This window comes from Dolichospermum sp. LEGE 00246 (assembly GCF_015207865.1).
GTDB classification, from domain to species: Bacteria; Cyanobacteriota; Cyanobacteriia; order Cyanobacteriales; family Nostocaceae; genus Dolichospermum; species Dolichospermum heterosporum.
Genome location: NZ_JADEWA010000066.1, coordinates 1 through 16,717 on the forward strand (window position 1 = coordinate 1; position 16,717 = coordinate 16,717).

Below are 16,717 nucleotides of genomic sequence, written 5' to 3' on the forward strand. Positions count from 1 at the left end.
TGCAGCCTACAAAACAAAAAACAAATCTCAAAACCAAAGAACCGTGGGGCGCACGGTCTTAAAGCTCAGTTAATGTCCTCATAGAGGAGTCACTGAGAAGCCCACACTCACCTGAAAGGGAGTGTGTCGAGTACGTCACTATACTTTGGCTATTAGCCCTGAAATATGGCTAAGGGAACACCAAAAATAAATTACCCAATTTTGTGGGATGGGCATCCTGCCTGTCCTTGATGATTAGCGGGCAATTCGTCCCGCACCACAAGAAATTTTTGGGTATTTTTTTAATTGTAAGTCCCTAAAGCCACGCCACGCTATCATTTCTGGACGGGTGTGGAAGCAAACGGATAAGCCATTTCTAACTTAAGTTGACACCAATGGCCTTCAAGGTATAGTGGGGGCAGAGCCTCTTGATAGCATTCCTGGTCAGAGACTGGAAACGAGATACTCCTGACTCCTTTTTTCATAAAACAAATCCCTGCAACCTTGGAAGATTACAGGGATTCATTTTTTAATTTGGTGGCGGGAAGTGGATTTGAACCACTGACCTTCGGGTTATGAGCCCGACGAGCTACCAGGCTGCTCTATCCCGCGTCGCTTGTGTCGCTTTTCTCTCGACTTCTTTAATATAGCGCGAAGTCAAAAGTTTGTCAACTACAAAAGCGATAATTCTCCAATTACTTCCAAACGCTTGTATTTCCCCAGGTTCATAAATTTCTCAGACAGGCTTTGGGCAACGCTGGGAGTAATCCAACCCATTTGCTGGAGGATGTGAATAGCTACGGCATATTTAGCGCGTTTTGAGCCATCCATGACTTTAATAGCTAATCCCATGCCTTCACCAAGTCTGCCTATACACTGTACTCCTTCTGCCCCAGATTTACTAACCAGTTCACCAGGAGTTAGACGCATCAATTCTGTATCAAATTCCCCTTCACCTGCTATCATTGTGGGGTGATGATTCATGGCGCGGACAATACGTTCCATGTCTACATTATTACTAGAGGCTAAGATGGCATACAAGGATGCCATTTGACTGAGTTGCATTAGATATGTGGGTGCGCCGCAGTCATCATGGGCGGTGAGAAATTCTTCCGCTGGCATTCGCAACAATTCGGCTATTTTAGTAATAATTAACTGTTGGACTGGGTGTTTACGATCCAAATAGTTAGTTAATGGCCAATGGCGTTGCTGACAAACAGCTAACATTCCCGCGTGTTTACCAGAGCAGTTATATTCTAGAGAACTACGTTTATCTTTAGGGATTGGGCAATGCAGGGAATTGATGTCAATATCTGCCCGCCACAGAATGTTAAATACCTGTCTCACCTGTTCCATGCTGCCTTTGTGGGAACTGGTGATGATTGCTAAGTCTCGATCGCTCAAACCATAGCGTTCCATTGTGCCTGTGCTGGTGACAGCCAGGGCTTGAAATGGTTTGAGGGCAGAACGGACAAATGCGGCGGTTTCAGCGTTACCAGCAACGGAAAGTACCCGTCCCCGGTCATCACTAACTACAGCCTGGACTATATGCCGAGATTCGATAATACCTTCACGCAGCAACCGGACTTCCAGTGCTGCGGCTTGAGTTCGTTTTCCCATTGTCATGGGTTTATATCTATTTTGTGAATTGTCAGTGGTCAGTGGTCAGTGGTCAGTTGTCAGTTGTCAGTTGTCAGTTGTCAGTTGTCAGTTGTCAGTTGTCAGTTGTCGGTTGTCCGTTGTTTTACTAATGACTAATGACTAATGACTAATAAGTATTTACAAGAAATGCCAAACTATAGTACCAATAAGATACATTAGAGCCAAGGCGGCAAAGGTAATTTGCAAGCGTTGGAAAATGGGTTTGATTTCGTAGGTAACAATTAGGCGATCGCGGCTCATGACTTCTTGGGGTTTTGTCCAGGTTTGTCCGTCGTACCAACCAGATTCTTCATAAAATACGGTGGGACTGTAAAGGCGATCGCGCACATAGAACCAACCTAAATATAACCGTACCAATACTAGCACTACAGTTACACTAGCAGCACCAGATCCACAAAGAAGAAAATTAAAAATCTGCTTTTGGGGAGGAAAGCTGGCTGCTGCCACAGGTCCGGCTATTAACCAAGACCAAGCCCAAATCCAAAACATTTTTTTGGTGTAGTTACCCCAACTTAGGGTACTATCTCGAAATAGCCAAGCATTTTTTAGCTCTTCGTACTCATTCAGCGGTTGTTGTTCCGTAGGAACTGGGCAATTCGCTAGAGAGGATCGCATCATATTGGTTAACCCCCAACATTATCGGAGTTTGGTAGTGGAATACGTTCCGCGTGTCCCCAGAACGCTTCTAAATTATAAAACTCCCGTTCCCTTGGCATCATGATATGGACGATAACATCACCATAATCTTGGAGTACCCAAGTTCCCTCGGCTTTTCCTTCGGTTCTGAGGGGTCGTCGTTGCCAGTCAATTTCTACTTGTCCGGCAATTGCGTCAGCGATCGCTCTTACTTGTACTTTAGAGTAACCAGTCATCATCACAAAGTAATCGGACAGGTAAGAAATTTCTGCCACATCAAGCAGGACGATTTCTACAGCCTTGCGGTCTAAAGCCGCCTCAGCAATGGTTAAAGCTAAATTTTTGCTTGTAGCTTCTGTGTCAGTTTTAGGTTTGCTCACAGCGTTTTTTGTCAATGGGAAATTCCCTCTTAAAGATTCAGTCATTAAACCTCATGTATGTTTTCATGGAAGCAAATACTTATTCAACTTGCTTACAAATATCTGAACTGCAATTGTATGAATAGGTTTTCTCTAAATAGTAACATATTCTACAGTTGATTACTTTCTGAACAAGGGGAACGGGGAAGGCGGAAAAAAAGAGACAAATTAGCTGCAAAGCCATATTTTTCTGGATTGGTGGCAACACTGCCCCTTGGAAGCGGCTGAGTTTTCCTGTTCTCTGTTGCTTCCTGTTCCCTTTCATAAAAATAAGCCCAAGCCGATTGATGACTTGGGTAAATTACATAGATAAATTTGTAAATTTAGTTTAGGAGTAGATAATCTAAACAGCCCCACTGTTTTTATTAAACAAAATGGCAATGGTTTTGAAAATTAACTTTAAATCGTAAACTAAAGTCCAATTTTGCTGATACTGTAAATCTAAACGAATCACATCTTCAAAACTCCGCACTTTAGAGCGACCGTTAACCTGCCATTCCCCAGTCATGCCAGGTTTAACGTCCAAACGTTGCCATTCTGGGACTTCGTAGCGTTCTACTTCATCAGGTGTAGGTGGTCGAGTCCCGACTAAACTCATTTCCCCTTTGAGAACATTCCAAAATTGAGGTAGTTCATCGAGACTGGTACGGCGTAAAAATTTACCTACTTTAGTAATTCGGGGATCATTGTCGTTTTTAAAGAAAGCACCTTCGGCTTGGTTTTTGATTTGGGATTTTCTGGCTTCGGCATCTACACACATAGAGCGAAATTTCCAAATTGCAAACCGCTTACCCATCCAGCCACAACGGGTTTGCTGAAATAAAATCGGACCGGGATCATCAATTTGAATGGCGATCGCTATGGGAATAAATAAAACAGATGTAATTATTAATCCCACCAATGATCCCACAATATCAATAGCCCGTTTCATCCAAGATGCTACGGAGTTATGAGTTTGGGGAAGTGGATCTACTTTGCGAGAATTATTTTTTCTGGTATCTGTTAAATCACCTGTTGCTATTAATGTGAGGTCATGAAGAGACTCAATGGGAAATACCTGATCTAGTCCCGTCAGATTTAAAACTGCCATGACTTGGGGTGTCACATGACGCAATGTTACTTTAATTCCCTTTTCTTGAGAATTTTTAAAGTTACTGACTAAAGAACCTAAACCACTACTGTCCATAAAAGTAGTATTTTGAAAATCAATAAAAATTTGCCCAGGTGGGACATCCGCTTGAATTAAGTTTTGGCAAGTTTGTTTAAAATTGACAGCTTCCAGCACGGTTAACCTGACTGGAACTTCCAAGATTGCTGCGTCTTCTAAATAAGTCACTAAAAAATCTACTGATATGGGTTGGCTACTCATAAAACTCTGGACTTTAGTTGCCATATATAATCTAATTTTCTCAACGTTATTTTGCTTTAGAAAAACAATTAACCTTACCTTTAATCTGTCTGATGAATCACAAGTTGATAGATTTTTAACGATTAGAGAAAATATCATCAATCAAGCTTCACAATAACAGCGATTTACAAAGTTTTTGCTGTTGTGAATATGTCGGATTTATTTAAACTCCGTATGTAGGTATTTAGAATTTCCCCAAAAGGAAAAGAAATCGGCTGTGATACAATCAAGAGTATGAAAACCCTGCCCCTAGAGATTTTTGATTTCCTCAATGTATTTTACAAATGTCTCTAACACTAAATTAGAGGTATTTGTAAAAATAATTGTCTTCCAAAGTACAGTTGTTCAAAAGTTAGAATGGGCAGTTTTATTAGTTGCGAAGGTCAATGATGGGATTCCGGTATTTTTGTAATCTGTGACTTTCTAAATTATAAAATATTGCAGCGATTAGATTATTTAAAAATTTTTGATGAGCGAAATAAGAAAGTTTGATAAAGTTTTAATATGGCGTGAAGAAGTCAGGAATATAAATCTATATGCTTGGTGGACAACACCCAAGCCACTGGTACCGCAGGGCGTAAATGAACCAACCATTCTCAATCGTCAAAAAGCTTGCTCAATATTACTTTTGACCTTTGACTTTTGACTTTCGTTTTGCGGTACTAGCTATGAAGATTTTACAGGAATATCCGGTAAGCGTAAAGCTCAGTGGCTAAAGCCGCTGAGAGTGTCAAAGACTAGAATCCTCATTCCTCGATTTAGTTTTAGCTTTGTTGGCGCTCCGTTTGAGAGCAGAAAGTCTGGCTTCATATCGAGAACGCTGACGTTTGCTAGGAGTGTTTTCCACCAAAGTTTTTAAGGCACTACCAAGACTTTTATAGGCGTTAGGTAAACTATAGCCAAAGCGGGTTGCTAGAGCGATCGCTTTTTCGTCTGCATCTAGCAATTCTTTAACTTGTTTACCACCATTATTTTTTTGATATAATCGCCAACCGGACACACCACAAAGTGCCAAAGCTAATACTAGCAATAATCCATCTTGTACCCATAACTCACCTACAGCACCACCTAAACCAATAGCTAGTGCTGCCATTTCCCAACCATCTTTGGGAATTGTGTCATTTTGAATGCGAGCAACTTCGTGCCAAAACAGCAAATTGCGCTGATCCATTGCGAGAGCATCCCACTTGACCAAGTCAATTTGAATTTCTACTTGGTCTTTGCCAATTTCTTCACAACGAATCAGGGATGGATTAACTTCTATTGTGCCTTCAACTGTTACCCAACTTTGCAATTCTGGGGGTAATAGGCTTTTTAACCGCCGGAGTTCACTCATTTCTGCTTTAGCAGAGGAGGTTGCATAGGATGTCATAAAAATCCAGCCTTACAAAATTTCAGTATATGATCAGGTTATCACTTTGCAGTCTAGCGATTTCAGTAGTTATCCGCCTTAATCATCGGCAAAACTACCGCGCTTTTTCCGCGCTTCCATAGCTTTTTCTAGGAGTTCTAATAATCCAGGAGCTTGTTCTTGAATACTCAACAATAATCTTTCTCCTAAGTCTAAATTTCCCGGATCTTCTCCTGTTTCCATTACCTCTTGCAAACGCGGTAGGGCAATGGTATCCACAATTTGGATTAATCCGCTCAGACAACGGTTAAATTGTCTCTCAGTGAGCATGGAGTCTTCCAGGGGAAATTCGATGATAGCGCGGATTTCACCATCGGATGGATCATATTCCCATTGCAGCATTTTGGTTTCCCAGGAAATAGCCAGCATCGTCTGGAGGATAGCATCTTTATGGGGATGGTCTTTTACTTCCGCTAAAACTTGGGGTGCAAACAGCCGAAAAAATTTTCCTTCCTCGTCCAGTTGGACAACTATCAGAAAATCTTCGATATTTTCCGCTTCAACACCTGTAATAATCCGGTCTTCTTTTTCATCAATACGGTAGTCCCAACCAAGATTATCTAGATACTTGGCTATTTGTTTGAGATTTGCTGCCATAAAAGCCTCGTAAGGAACAGTACAAGAGGCTGTCACCAAATCTATTTTAACCCGCTAGGCGCATTTACTCAATTATTGCTGTAATTTCTGCCTCAACTGCATTAATACATTTGTATTGATACAGTCGGAGTTGCCTTAGTTGCAAAACTTAACATAGTTGGTATTCCAGACTTTTTCTAATATGTATCCGCACTTTGGTAAACTTAAAAACTGAAATAGCTAAGAAAACGACGCTAAGACAAGTAATTTAAAGGGGATACTCGTGGAAAATACACTTGGGTTAGAGATTATAGAAGTGGTTGAGCAAGCGGCGATCGCTTCTTCTAAGTGGATGGGTAAGGGCGAAAAGAACATTGCTGACCAAGTAGCAGTGGAAGCGATGCGCGAACGGATGAACAAAATCCATATGCGTGGTCGCATCGTTATCGGTGAAGGCGAACGGGACGAAGCTCCCATGCTTTACATTGGCGAAGAAGTTGGTATTTGCACCAGACCTGATGCGGCAAATTTCTGTAATGTTAATGAGCTTGTAGAAATTGATATTGCTGTTGACCCTTGCGAAGGTACTAACCTAGTTGCTTATGGTCAAAATGGCTCAATGGCAGTTTTGGCAATTTCTGAAAAGGGCGGTTTATTTGCTGCTCCTGACTTCTACATGAAGAAACTCGCAGCACCAGCGGCCGCTAGAGGTCATGTTGATATCAATAAGTCTGCTACAGAAAACCTGAAAATTCTTTCTGAGTGCTTAAACCGGGCTGTGGAAGAATTGGTAGTAGTAGTGATGGATCGTCCCCGTCACAAAGAACTCATTCAAGAAATCCGCACCGCTGGCGCAAGAGTTAGACTGATCAGTGATGGTGACGTTTCTGCTGCTATCTGTTGCGCTTTCTCTGGTACTAATATTCATGCTTTGATGGGTATTGGTGCTGCACCCGAAGGTGTAATTTCTGCTGCGGCTTTACGCTGCTTAGGTGGACACTTCCAAGGACAATTAATCTATGATCCAGAAGTTGTCCAAACTGGCTTGATTGGCGAAAGCAGAGAAGGTAATCTAGCCCGTTTAAATGAAATGGGTATTACTGACGGAGACAGAGTTTATAACGCTAATGAATTAGCTTCTGGTGAAACAGTGCTATTTGCTGGTTGCGGTATTACTCCTGGAACTTTGATGGATGGTGTGCGCTTCTTCCACGGTGGTGCTAGAACCCAAAGCTTGGTTATTTCTAGTCAATCCAAAACCGCTCGGTTTGTGGATACAGTTCACTTGTCGGACGAACCTAAGAATATCCAACTGCGTTAGTAATTAAGTCAGTAGTCAGTGGTCATTAGTCCCTTGTTATTAGTGGTCTGTCAAAGTAAATTTGACCGAAAAATCTCAGATTTTGGATTTTAGATTTTGGATTGGGAATTTTCGGTACAGGTTACCCGCCCCTCCAGGGCGGAATTAATCAAAAATACTCGCTGCGCTGCGTACGCTTCGCTAACGCCAATCTAAAATCCTCAATCTCCACACTTGTTTGGTGGAGTTAATCCAAAATCTGTTGACAGGTTGTAAAAATCTAAAAACTTTGTGTTTTATAGTTTTTGGTCAATTTATATCCGTCAATCAGTTCTTGATAGTCTACTAACAACTGACAATTGACAACTGACAACTGACAACGAACAACTGACACCTAACCAATTATCTATTTAAGAAATGAATATTGCAGTGGTGGGGTTAAGCCATAAAACAGCCCCAGTCGAAGTTAGAGAAAAATTAAGTATTCCTGAACCTCAAATCGAAAGAGCGATCGCCCAACTTCTCAGTTATCCTCATGTTGATGAAGTTGCTATTCTCAGCACTTGTAACCGCTTAGAAATTTATATTGTTAGCCAGGAGACTACCCAGGGTATTCATGAAGTGACTCAGTTTCTTTCTGAACATAGCAAGCTGCCGATTATGTCTTTACGGCATCATCTATTTATGTTGCTCCATGTTGATGCCGTCACCCATATTTTAAGGGTTGCTGGTGGTTTGGATAGTCTGGTTTTGGGTGAAGGTCAAATTCTCGCTCAAGTTAAAAATACCCACAAACTGGGACAACAATTTAATGGCATCAAAACCATTTTAAATCGCTTATTTAAACAAGCTTTAACAGCGGGTAAACGGGTTCGCACCGAAACCAGTATTGGGACTGGTGCGGTTTCTATCAGTTCGGCTGCTGTAGAATTGGCACAGATGAAAGTAGAAAATTTATCTACAAATCGTGTGTCTATTCTCGGTGCTGGGAAAATGTCCCGGTTACTTGTACAACACCTGATTTCTAAAGGTGCAACTCAAATTAGTATTGTTAATCGTTCCCGCGGCAGGGCTGAAGAATTAGCAAAGTTGTTCCCAGAACAACCTATTCAAATCCATTTGCTGCCAGAAATAATGACAGTTATTGCCGCTAGTGACATGGTATTTACTAGCACGTCTTCAACTGAACCCATTTTAGATCGGGTGAAGTTAGAAACAGTGTTAGAACCCAGTCAAAAATTGATGATATTTGATATTTCTGTCCCCCGGAATGTGGATGCAGATGTGAATGATTTGCCGAATGTTAAGGCTTTTAATGTTGATGATTTGAAAGCAGTTGTGGCGCAAAATCATGAAAGCCGCCGCCAAATGGCACAGGAAGCTGAGAAGATTTTAGATGAAGAAGTTGAAGCTTTTGATATTTGGTGGCGGAGTTTAGAAACTGTATCTACTATTAGTTCTTTACGCAATAAAATAGAAACTATCCGCGAACAGGAATTAGAAAAGGCTTTATCTCGTTTGGGTTCAGAATTTGGCGAAAAGCATCAAGAGGTAATTGAGGCTTTGACAAGAGGAATAGTAAATAAGATTTTGCATGATCCGATGGTGCAATTACGCGCCCAGCAAGATGTGGAAGCTAGAAGACGATGTATGCAAACTCTGCAAATGTTGTTTAATTTGGACGCTGAGGAACAGTTTAGCTGAAATTATCAAGAAACAGGGAAATGTTATGCCATTCCTGGGATTGTTCCCTGTTTTACTGGGGGTTTAATTTTAAGTTGGCTTTATTGAGTAAGCTTTTTGACGATTGAAAATGGTTCATTCACTTACGCAGTACGGTACTAGCTACTTATCAACTATATAAAACTTTACAAAAAATTATTCAAATAATGCAGTATTATCTGGTCTTGGTGATATCATCTGTGATGCAATGATCATCAAAGAAAAATGGAAGAAAATCAGCGTCGCGCTTATTGGCGTGCTAATACGAACTTAATTAGAAATCTTTTAATTGTTTGGGCTTTAGTCTCCGTGGTTTTTAGTATATTGCTGGTTCAACAGTTAAATGTAATTCGGTTTTTTGGTGTTCCCTTTGGTTTTTGGATGGCGCAACAAGGATCAATTTTAGTTTTTGTGGTATTAATTTTTATTTATGCTTTCCGAATGGATAAATTAGACCAGAAGTACAATAAGAAGTGAGGATAAACAATGTCGGTTGAACTTTGGACGATTATATTAGTTGGCCTCTCTTTTGTACTTTACATTTACATTGGTTGGCAATCACGAGTAGAAAATACTAAAGACTTTTTTATTGCCGGTCAGGGAATACCCGCAATTGCTAATGGTGCTGCCACTGCGGCTGATTGGATGTCTGCGGCTTCCTTTATTTCTATGGCCGGGTTGATTTCGTTTTTGGGATATGACGGTTCTATTTATTTGATGGGTTGGACTGGTGGATATGTTTTACTAGCATTATTATTAGCACCCTATTTACGGAAATTTGGTAAATATACAGTCCCTGATTTTGTAGGCGATCGCTATTACTCCAATATAGCTCGTTTGGTGGCGGTAGTTGCAGCTATTTTCATTTCTCTCACCTACGTCGCTGGACAAATGCGGGGTGTGGGAATTGTCTTCAGTCGCTTTTTACAAGTAGACGTGAATACTGGTGTCATCATGGGCATGATCATTGTCGGCTTTTTCTCAGTTTTGGGAGGAATGAAAGGCATTACCTAGTGTGTTAATTTTGACAGACAAACCAGAAATTTCCTTCATGCAGAAAGTGTGATAGAAAAAAGAATCCCTGAAAGCCTGAAACCTTAAATCCGCAAATATTTCTGACACGGAACTTGCATGAAGTCTTACGGGTAAAGGATTCACAGAATTAACACACTAGTAACTATCCCACAATCTCCAGATTTCAACAATTCTAAAGAACAACCCATAATACTAAAAGGAATAAACATTGTATTATCAAAATAAAAAGCGAAAATTGAAATGATGAAAGATGATAAACATCCTCCATCATTGTTGAAAATGAAAGGGTTTAACATTGCTAAACCCCTACAGATATTGTATTAAGCAAGATAAGGTTCTTGGTGGGTTTTGATTGTGCAGTTAGAACGAGGATAGGTAACACACAATAAAGCGAATCCTTTGCCCATTTGCTCATCATCTAGGAATGATTGATCGTCTTGATTGATTTCACCTTCAACAACCTTACCTACACAGCTAGAACAAGCGCCAGAGTGACAGGAAAAAGGTAATTCAATACCAGCTTCTTCTGCTCCTTCGAGAATTGTGGTGTCTTCGTCAATTTCAACTGTAGTGTCTAAATCTTCTTTTTTGTTGATCAATCTTACTTGATAAGTTGCCATTTTTCAATTTTCCTCAAAGATTAATGAAGTGAGCTTTTGAGTTACAGCAACGGACAAGGAGGTGAGGACATTAACTAATAATAAATAAAAGACTTTTAGCACTGTCACCTGTCACCTGTTCCCTGTCACCTGCTATAGAACTATTGTCCACAAGGTACACCTGTGGGAGTACCATCATTGGTTTTAAAAGACTTGCCACAACCGCAGGTATCAGTTGCATTGGGATTGGAAAACTTGAAACCGCTATCCATGACTCCCTCAACAAAATCAACTACCACACCTGCTAATAACGGCGCACTTTTAGCATCAACGTAAATCAACACATTTCCTTGTTGAGATACGACATCATCAGGTTGGGGCTTACTGGTAATTTCGATGCCATATTCATAGCCGCTGCAACCACCATCTTTAACCGAGATGCGGACACCCTTTTTAGCGTCTTCGGTTGCAGAACCTTTTAAAAATGCCCAGAGACGAAATTCAGCCTTTTCTGTTAAAGTAACAGTCATTTTGTTTCCTATTCTGTAGCGAATATTCTGATTTGGGATGTGGATTTTGAAAAAGTGGTACTTTAAACCGTTGCAGTTTGAGATTGGGAATATCTCCAAGGGGCAGTATTACCGCAGACTTGACAATTGCGATCGCGGTGAGAACGACGTTTAGCAAATTCCATTCTGTTCAAGTCAATCGTCAGCAACTCTGACAACAGCGGTTGACTAAAACCAGTAATGAGTTTCACCGCTTCCAAAGCCGTCAAACAAGCCAAGGTCCCAGAAACCGCCCCCAGCACAGAAAACCCGCGCCGATCCCAATCAGGCTTTTCTGGAAACAGACAGGATAAACAAGGCGTAACACCAGGAATAATCGTGGTGAGATAAGCCTCCATTCCATCCATAGCTGCCTCTACCATTGGCTTACGCCAGCGCACACAGGCTTCATTTAACAAATTGCGTTCAGTGAAATTATGAGCGCAATCCAAAGCCATATCCGCCGACTGCACCAACTCATCTACATTTTCAGCGGTAATGTAATCATGAATTACATCCACTTGGACATCGGGATTGATGGCTTTGAGTGTTTCTTGGGCTTTAAATACTCTAGGTTTACCCACCCAGTCATCAGTCATCAAAACCTGACGATTCATATCATCCAGCCGCAAATCACCACCCCGGACTAGGATTAGCCGCCCAATGCCCGCTACTGCTAGGTAAAGCGCCGCCGTACCGCCTAATCCACCCACACCCGACACCAAAACAGTCGCTGATTTCAGGCGTTTTTGAGCTAATTCGCCAAAATTAGGAAGCATCATTTGACGACTATAGCGTTCTAATTCGGTAGGCGTTAGGTTGATCACTTTTTAACTCCTAATCTGAGGTGATTTCTGTCAGGGTAACTACATTTTTCCGCTTATCATTAAACACCTTGAACAGCTTTTGTTCATGAGGTGTAGATTCTATAAACACCTGATAAGCCTGTTGCAAAGCAATACAATATTTTTCTAATCTTTCTTGGTCACTTATCTGGGGATAACTATCATCAATTTGACTCATGAACTGAGAGAACTTTTTCAAAATATGTAAACGATTAACATTTACAAATTTTTGGTCATAGGGCAGTTTAAAAAAGATAAAAAACTCTTCCGCGTCTACGAGCTTCTTGAATTCATCAATATTGGTACTCATTTAGAATTCTCCATTTTTTTGAGTTTTTGCTTGAGTCCATCTAACTGACAGTAGATTTCATAAGTAGCAGCAGCAACATCCATCAGTTTGTGGTAATCTGTTGGCAGTCCTTCCGCTAAATCATGCAGATCCATTTTCATTTGACCTGCTTTGCTATTTAGCTTTTTAATCTTGTTGGTGATTTCCTCAATTGTCATTGGTGATTGGTGATTGGTAATTGGTAATTGGTAATTTTTGCCCAGTCCCCAGTCCCCAAGTATTAAAGATTGCCTACTTCGGGGAAACGTTTGGCTAAATCAATTCCCTTCTCAACAAACTTTGTGCCTTCTTCGTCTAATTTCTCGAAGGAATCAAAACCAAAACGATGAGCATCACGTAAAGTTTTTACCGCTAATAATAAGCGTCCAGAAAATATTAAAGCCCAGCCGAAACCCTCATGTCCTAGTTCAACAACTACGTTGGAAATGAGTCCAGTTTCCTTTTCAATACTGGCAGCTATAGCCCGAAAAAAGGCATTAATACGAGAAATTGTAGCGGGATCAATTTCACCTTCTACGGAAATTTCCCGTTTCTTTTGTTTAGTAACAACATAGGGTTTTAGGATTAACTCATCACTCCAACTCCGGTAAAAACCATAGCTATCTTGCGCCCGGATTTGTTGAACTAATGATTTATGGAAAGGCGTTAAAACTACCTCTGAATTGTTACCAGTTCCATTCACATCATTCATACTCATAATGTTGCTTCGTTTTCAAGTTCTTCAGCAAAACTAAGTTTTTTCTGGACTAAAGCTTTCCGTAACCAAGGTGGAGGATTACCCTTGAGAGTTTTAACTAATTTGTTGAGAATATCTTCAATCTTTTCCTCTTCAGATTTAGCCTTAACTGGGGTTACACTCTTTTTAATTAAACGAGCGGCTGCACTACCACCAATAGCGACAACATAAACAATTGTGCAATCATTCAGTGCTTGTAGTTTGGGGGTAATTTTATCTTCATTACCATCTTCTTTGAGATCACCTTCAAACTTGAGAGTTTCTATGAATTCATATCCGTTGTCGGAAATTTCATAAACATCAATTTCCTTAGCCCAACCAAAGTGAGCATTAACATGAATTCGGTCAGTTGTCGTAAAAGCAATTTTCACTTTCATTTGTCCTTTGTTGGTTGTCAGTTGTCAGTTGTTGGTGGTCGGTTGTCATACTAATTATTCTGAATTAAGATGAACGAACCACAGAGGCACAGAGGACACAGAGATAGAAAAAATGGTATCAGGTGTTATTTGTTGATTACTGATGACCATTGGTTCATCATTGATGATTCTTCTTGTTCTATAAATAGGTTTCCCATGCCAAAAAGAAGTTCGATAGTACCGCGATAGCCTACTTTGGTAAATAGCCCGTTTCCTAATCGGTCATAGATAGGAATACCTAAACGATAGAGGGGAATTGAAAGGCGTTTAGAGATGGTATTTACGTTGGAATTTCCGATTAATAAATCAGAACCTAACGCCAATTTTTCAAAATCCTCTAAATCACCAATGGTGACATTCTTGATAGGAAGTATTTCAAGTAATGGGGAACGAGTTGTGGTGACAGCATTGTGAATTTCCGCCCCCATTGATTGCAAAAATCCAACTATAGTCCACAACAAATCTGGTTCTAAAGCTAAAGATACTCGTTTGGAACTAAAATAAAAGTGAGTATCTAACATTGCGTCTTGCAATTGCCGACGTTGACGGCGATATTTTTCAGGAACGGGATTTCCACTTAATAAAGATAACTTTTGCAGAAATTGATCTACAGGTTCTAATCCTGTTAAATCTCTAAATACTTGATAACTTGTTCCAAAGCGTTCCTCTAAAATTTGCGCCGCCCCTAACATACTTTCACCTAATGCTAAGGTAAAAGCTGAACTGCCTAAAGAACGCAATTGTTTGAGGGTTGTACCACTAGCAGTTATAGGAGTATAACCATCTTCCAAATGTCCATCTAAAGAAGCTCCCAAATCAGGAACAAAGATTGGTTCTAAACCAAAAGCTGTGACAATTTCTCGAATTTCCAGCACATCTCCGGGAGTGAGCGCAGAACCAGCTAAAACTGTGATTTGTTCTGGTTTGATTCCCCCGGCTTTGGGAATTTCTTTAACTATACTTTCTACCGCAACTGCAAAACCGTCTTGCAATGCACCTTTAAAATCGGGAGTGGGAGCAAAAATAATGGCTAAATGATTAAGTTCAGGATGACGTTCTCGAATATCCTTCAAGAACATTTCCATATCATCACCCCTAGTTTCTGTTAAGCCAGTGGTACACAAACCAATAATTTCCGGTTGTACCTTTTCCACCAAAGTGAGAATAGCTTGCTCAACATTTTCCTCACCACCCAAAATAGTAGTAACTTCCGTCATTGCAGTAGTAGCAAGAGGAATTGCTTCCCGAAAATGTCGAACCAAAACCACTTTTGCAAACGCCGTACAACCCTGAGAACCATGAAATAAAGGCATAGTTCCCTTCAAACCCAAAAAAGCCAAAGAAGCACCTAAAGCCTGACTTTGTTTGAGGGGGTTTACAGTCACAGACTTTTCTGGAATAATTGCGATCGCCATAAATTAATCTTTCATAAATTATAAACTTCCCATCTTTGCGCCTTTGCGTGAGACAATTACTCCCAAGGTGCTGGCTTCCGAATTTGCTCCCACACAGGACTATATAAAGCCTCAGTCAACTCCCGCGCCATTTCCACCATGCCCACATAACCGGCGTAGGGATGATGACGTTCTTGGTTAATATCTAAAAAGGGAATTCTGGCTTTGAGAGCAGTATATTGATTTCTGCCCCCAGCAATAAGCATATCTGCGTTAGTTTCTTGAATTAATTTCAGGAGTTCTGTGGCGTTCCCCTTCTCCAACATGATCCCATCATTACCCAACAAATTTTTGATTTTCGCTTTATCTTCTTCTGTACTTTTGCGCGTGCTAGTCGCCACAACTTCAATTCCCAAATCCTTCGCAGCGGAAATAATTGACCAACTTTTCACACCGCCAGTATAGAGAACAATACGCTTTCCTTTCAACTTGGCTCGATAGGGAGCAAGGGCAATATCCAAAGCCGCAGTTTCTTCAGCAATAAGTTTTTCTGTGCGTTCCTGCAAATCAGGATCACCTAATTTAGCAGCTACAGTTCGCAGACAACGATTAATATCTCTAATTCCATAAAATGACTCTTCAATGTAAGGAATTCCATAACGTTCCTCCATTTTTCGCGCCATATTTAAGAGCGCTCGTGAGCAGATCATCACATTTAATTTAGCCCGGTGAGCATAACGCACTTCTTCATAACGAGCATCACCAGTAATTTTCGATAAAACCCGAATTCCTAACTTTTCAAATAAACTTAAAACCCCCCACATTTCCCCGGCAATATTGTACTCACCGATGATATTAATATCATAGGGTGTAGTATATTCCGGTTCAGCAGTACCGACTACATATTCTAGTAAAGCCTCACCACCAAAGCGATTACCTAAGTTTTTGCTGCCAATAAATCCGGGAGCAATCACAGGAATTACCGGAGTTCCAGTTTTTTCGGCTGCTACCTTACAAACAGCATCAATATCATCACCAATTAAGGCTGTAACGCAGGTGGCATAAACAAAAACCGCCGCAGGTTTGTAATTTTCATTAACTTCTAAAATCGCCTTATAAAGCTTTTTCTCGCCACCGAAAATTACATCATTTTCACCCACATCGGTAGTAAAACCTGTCTTATAAAGCATTGGACCTGAAGACAGACTACCACGACTTCCCCAGGAATTGCCGGCGCAAGCGATCGGACCATGTACCAAGTGAGCAGCATCAGTAATAGGAACTAAAGCAATCATCGCTCCATCAAAGGCACAACCACCTTGAGCCGCGCCAGGTTGGGCTTGTTGGGTACAAGATTTATTTTTCTTTTCTCCCTGTTTCTTTTGATTATGTTCGCATCCTGATTCACTCAGAAGTTCGTTAATTTTGCTTTGGGTGACTTTCATTTTTATTCTCGTGCTAGATGGAGTTTACTACCATGACAAATCTTGCTTCAAGTTAATCATCAAGATGATGATTGTGACAAAAATATTTCAAATTAATAAAAATTATTTGTGGAACTGTTTACAGCATTATCTATTTCTGGGTTTGTGTCTCTACAGAAAGGATAATAGAAAGTTGCTGTAATAGAGAATAAGTGAGAAATATCTCACAAATAATTTAGGATTACCACAGGATATATT

Annotated in this window: 19 protein-coding genes, 1 tRNA gene and 1 pseudogene; 5 read left to right on the forward strand and 16 right to left on the reverse strand. The window is 40.5% G+C overall.

The genetic code is table 11. From position 1 onward, the window contains the following. Nucleotides 1-514: 514 nt before the first annotated feature. From IQ228_RS07045 to IQ228_RS07065, 5 genes are all read right to left on the reverse strand, one after another. Nucleotides 515-591 (reverse strand) — tRNA-Met (locus IQ228_RS07045). 60 nt (nt 592-651) lie between these two features. After that, nucleotides 652-1,605, reverse strand: coding sequence for an asparaginase (locus IQ228_RS07050; RefSeq protein WP_193962506.1), 954 nt, complete (start codon nt 1,603-1,605; stop codon nt 652-654). Nucleotides 1,606-1,758: 153 nt separating this feature from the next. Next, nucleotides 1,759-2,259, reverse strand: a complete 501-nt coding sequence (locus tag IQ228_RS07055; RefSeq protein WP_027404075.1) for a CGLD27 family protein — start codon at nt 2,257-2,259, stop codon at nt 1,759-1,761. 5 nt (nt 2,260-2,264) lie between these two features. Beyond that, nucleotides 2,265-2,702: a ribosome silencing factor gene (gene rsfS, locus IQ228_RS07060; RefSeq protein WP_027404076.1), complete on the reverse strand. Its 438-nt coding sequence runs from the start codon at nt 2,700-2,702 to the stop codon at nt 2,265-2,267. Nucleotides 2,703-3,039: 337 nt separating this feature from the next. Next, nucleotides 3,040-4,089: a sugar transferase gene (locus IQ228_RS07065; protein WP_027404077.1), complete on the reverse strand. Its 1,050-nt coding sequence runs from the start codon at nt 4,087-4,089 to the stop codon at nt 3,040-3,042. Nucleotides 4,090-4,573: 484 nt separating this feature from the next. On the opposite strand from IQ228_RS07065, the gene IQ228_RS07070 reads away from it, so the two are divergent. After that, the gene (locus IQ228_RS07070) at nt 4,574-4,750 is read left to right on the forward strand and encodes a hypothetical protein (protein ID WP_193962507.1); all 177 of its coding nucleotides are present in this window, start codon (nt 4,574-4,576) and stop codon (nt 4,748-4,750) included. Nucleotides 4,751-4,834: 84 nt separating this feature from the next. Here IQ228_RS07070 and IQ228_RS07075 read toward each other — a convergent pair whose 3' ends face one another. Further along, nucleotides 4,835-5,476, reverse strand: coding sequence for a DUF3318 domain-containing protein (locus IQ228_RS07075; protein WP_027404078.1), 642 nt, complete (start codon nt 5,474-5,476; stop codon nt 4,835-4,837). A gap of 78 nt (nt 5,477-5,554) precedes the next feature. Continuing rightward, nucleotides 5,555-6,112, reverse strand: coding sequence for a hypothetical protein (locus tag IQ228_RS07080; protein WP_027404079.1), 558 nt, complete (start codon nt 6,110-6,112; stop codon nt 5,555-5,557). Nucleotides 6,113-6,374: 262 nt separating this feature from the next. Between IQ228_RS07080 and glpX the strand changes: the two genes are divergently transcribed. The 4 genes and pseudogenes from glpX to IQ228_RS07100 all read left to right on the forward strand — a co-directional run. After that, on the forward strand, nt 6,375-7,412 hold the full coding sequence (gene glpX / locus IQ228_RS07085; protein ID WP_190383015.1) for a class II fructose-bisphosphatase: 1,038 nt from the start codon (nt 6,375-6,377) through the stop codon (nt 7,410-7,412). 396 nt (nt 7,413-7,808) lie between these two features. Beyond that, nucleotides 7,809-9,095: a glutamyl-tRNA reductase gene (locus IQ228_RS07090; RefSeq protein ID WP_027404081.1), complete on the forward strand. Its 1,287-nt coding sequence runs from the start codon at nt 7,809-7,811 to the stop codon at nt 9,093-9,095. A 243-nt stretch (nt 9,096-9,338) separates the two neighbouring features. Next, nucleotides 9,339-9,590 carry a DUF4212 domain-containing protein gene (locus IQ228_RS07095; RefSeq protein WP_027404082.1) on the forward strand — a complete coding sequence of 84 codons (252 nt, stop codon included), beginning with the start codon at nt 9,339-9,341 and terminating at the stop codon, nt 9,588-9,590. A gap of 9 nt (nt 9,591-9,599) precedes the next feature. Further along, a pseudogene (locus tag IQ228_RS07100) lies at nt 9,600-10,124 on the forward strand (cation acetate symporter); the annotation flags it as partial. Nucleotides 10,125-10,468: 344 nt separating this feature from the next. On the opposite strand, the gene IQ228_RS07105 reads toward IQ228_RS07100, so the two are convergent. The 9 genes from IQ228_RS07105 to nifE form a co-directional block, all read right to left on the reverse strand. Then, nucleotides 10,469-10,768 carry a 2Fe-2S iron-sulfur cluster-binding protein gene (locus IQ228_RS07105; RefSeq protein WP_027404266.1) on the reverse strand — a complete coding sequence of 100 codons (300 nt, stop codon included), beginning with the start codon at nt 10,766-10,768 and terminating at the stop codon, nt 10,469-10,471. 140 nt (nt 10,769-10,908) lie between these two features. Beyond that, a complete protein-coding gene (locus IQ228_RS07110) occupies nt 10,909-11,277 on the reverse strand; it encodes an iron-sulfur cluster assembly accessory protein (protein ID WP_027404267.1) in 369 nt (122 codons plus the stop codon). A 62-nt stretch (nt 11,278-11,339) separates the two neighbouring features. Then, nucleotides 11,340-12,122, reverse strand: coding sequence for a HesA/MoeB/ThiF family protein (locus IQ228_RS07115; protein ID WP_193962508.1), 783 nt, complete (start codon nt 12,120-12,122; stop codon nt 11,340-11,342). A 10-nt stretch (nt 12,123-12,132) separates the two neighbouring features. Next, the gene (gene nifW / locus IQ228_RS07120; RefSeq protein WP_027404269.1) at nt 12,133-12,450 is read right to left on the reverse strand and encodes a nitrogenase-stabilizing/protective protein NifW; all 318 of its coding nucleotides are present in this window, start codon (nt 12,448-12,450) and stop codon (nt 12,133-12,135) included. Then, the gene (locus IQ228_RS07125) at nt 12,447-12,647 is read right to left on the reverse strand and encodes a CCE_0567 family metalloprotein (RefSeq protein WP_027404270.1); all 201 of its coding nucleotides are present in this window, start codon (nt 12,645-12,647) and stop codon (nt 12,447-12,449) included. The genes nifW and IQ228_RS07125 overlap by 4 nt, the downstream gene beginning before the upstream one ends. A gap of 62 nt (nt 12,648-12,709) precedes the next feature. After that, on the reverse strand, nt 12,710-13,186 hold the full coding sequence (locus IQ228_RS07130) for a NifX-associated nitrogen fixation protein (RefSeq protein WP_228043739.1): 477 nt from the start codon (nt 13,184-13,186) through the stop codon (nt 12,710-12,712). Next, complete coding sequence (gene nifX / locus IQ228_RS07135) at nt 13,183-13,602, reverse strand: nitrogen fixation protein NifX (protein WP_027404272.1); 420 nt, start codon at nt 13,600-13,602, stop codon at nt 13,183-13,185. Before nifX ends, IQ228_RS07130 begins: the two co-directional genes overlap by 4 nt. A 125-nt stretch (nt 13,603-13,727) precedes the next feature. Next, a complete protein-coding gene (gene nifN, locus IQ228_RS07140; RefSeq protein ID WP_027404273.1) occupies nt 13,728-15,056 on the reverse strand; it encodes a nitrogenase iron-molybdenum cofactor biosynthesis protein NifN in 1,329 nt (442 codons plus the stop codon). Between the two features lie 56 nt (nt 15,057-15,112). Then, nucleotides 15,113-16,480, reverse strand: coding sequence for a nitrogenase iron-molybdenum cofactor biosynthesis protein NifE (nifE, locus tag IQ228_RS07145; protein ID WP_027404274.1), 1,368 nt, complete (start codon nt 16,478-16,480; stop codon nt 15,113-15,115). Nucleotides 16,481-16,717: the final 237 nt, after the last annotated feature.

Excerpts from the sequence above, each read along its gene's own strand:
- IQ228_RS07055 (WP_027404075.1), bottom strand. The coding sequence starts at position 2,259 with ATGATGCGATCCTCTCTAGCGAATTGCCCAGTTCCTACGGAACAACAA.
- IQ228_RS07130 (WP_228043739.1), bottom strand. The coding sequence starts at position 13,186 with ATGAGTATGAATGATGTGAATGGAACTGGTAACAATTCAGAGGTAGTT.
- nifX (WP_027404272.1), bottom strand. The coding sequence starts at position 13,602 with ATGAAAGTGAAAATTGCTTTTACGACAACTGACCGAATTCATGTTAAT.
- IQ228_RS07080 (WP_027404079.1), bottom strand. The coding sequence starts at position 6,112 with ATGGCAGCAAATCTCAAACAAATAGCCAAGTATCTAGATAATCTTGGT.
- IQ228_RS07090 (WP_027404081.1), top strand. The coding sequence starts at position 7,809 with ATGAATATTGCAGTGGTGGGGTTAAGCCATAAAACAGCCCCAGTCGAA.
- IQ228_RS07125 (WP_027404270.1), bottom strand. The coding sequence starts at position 12,647 with ATGACAATTGAGGAAATCACCAACAAGATTAAAAAGCTAAATAGCAAA.
- nifE (WP_027404274.1), bottom strand. The coding sequence starts at position 16,480 with ATGAAAGTCACCCAAAGCAAAATTAACGAACTTCTGAGTGAATCAGGA.
- IQ228_RS07050 (WP_193962506.1), bottom strand. The coding sequence starts at position 1,605 with ATGACAATGGGAAAACGAACTCAAGCCGCAGCACTGGAAGTCCGGTTG.
- IQ228_RS07075 (WP_027404078.1), bottom strand. The coding sequence starts at position 5,476 with ATGACATCCTATGCAACCTCCTCTGCTAAAGCAGAAATGAGTGAACTC.
- IQ228_RS07110 (WP_027404267.1), bottom strand. The coding sequence starts at position 11,277 with ATGACTGTTACTTTAACAGAAAAGGCTGAATTTCGTCTCTGGGCATTT.
- nifN (WP_027404273.1), bottom strand. The coding sequence starts at position 15,056 with ATGGCGATCGCAATTATTCCAGAAAAGTCTGTGACTGTAAACCCCCTC.
- IQ228_RS07105 (WP_027404266.1), bottom strand. The coding sequence starts at position 10,768 with ATGGCAACTTATCAAGTAAGATTGATCAACAAAAAAGAAGATTTAGAC.
- IQ228_RS07095 (WP_027404082.1), top strand. The coding sequence starts at position 9,339 with ATGGAAGAAAATCAGCGTCGCGCTTATTGGCGTGCTAATACGAACTTA.
- nifW (WP_027404269.1), bottom strand. The coding sequence starts at position 12,450 with ATGAGTACCAATATTGATGAATTCAAGAAGCTCGTAGACGCGGAAGAG.
- IQ228_RS07065 (WP_027404077.1), bottom strand. The coding sequence starts at position 4,089 with ATGGCAACTAAAGTCCAGAGTTTTATGAGTAGCCAACCCATATCAGTA.
- IQ228_RS07070 (WP_193962507.1), top strand. The coding sequence starts at position 4,574 with ATGAGCGAAATAAGAAAGTTTGATAAAGTTTTAATATGGCGTGAAGAA.
- rsfS (WP_027404076.1), bottom strand. The coding sequence starts at position 2,702 with ATGACTGAATCTTTAAGAGGGAATTTCCCATTGACAAAAAACGCTGTG.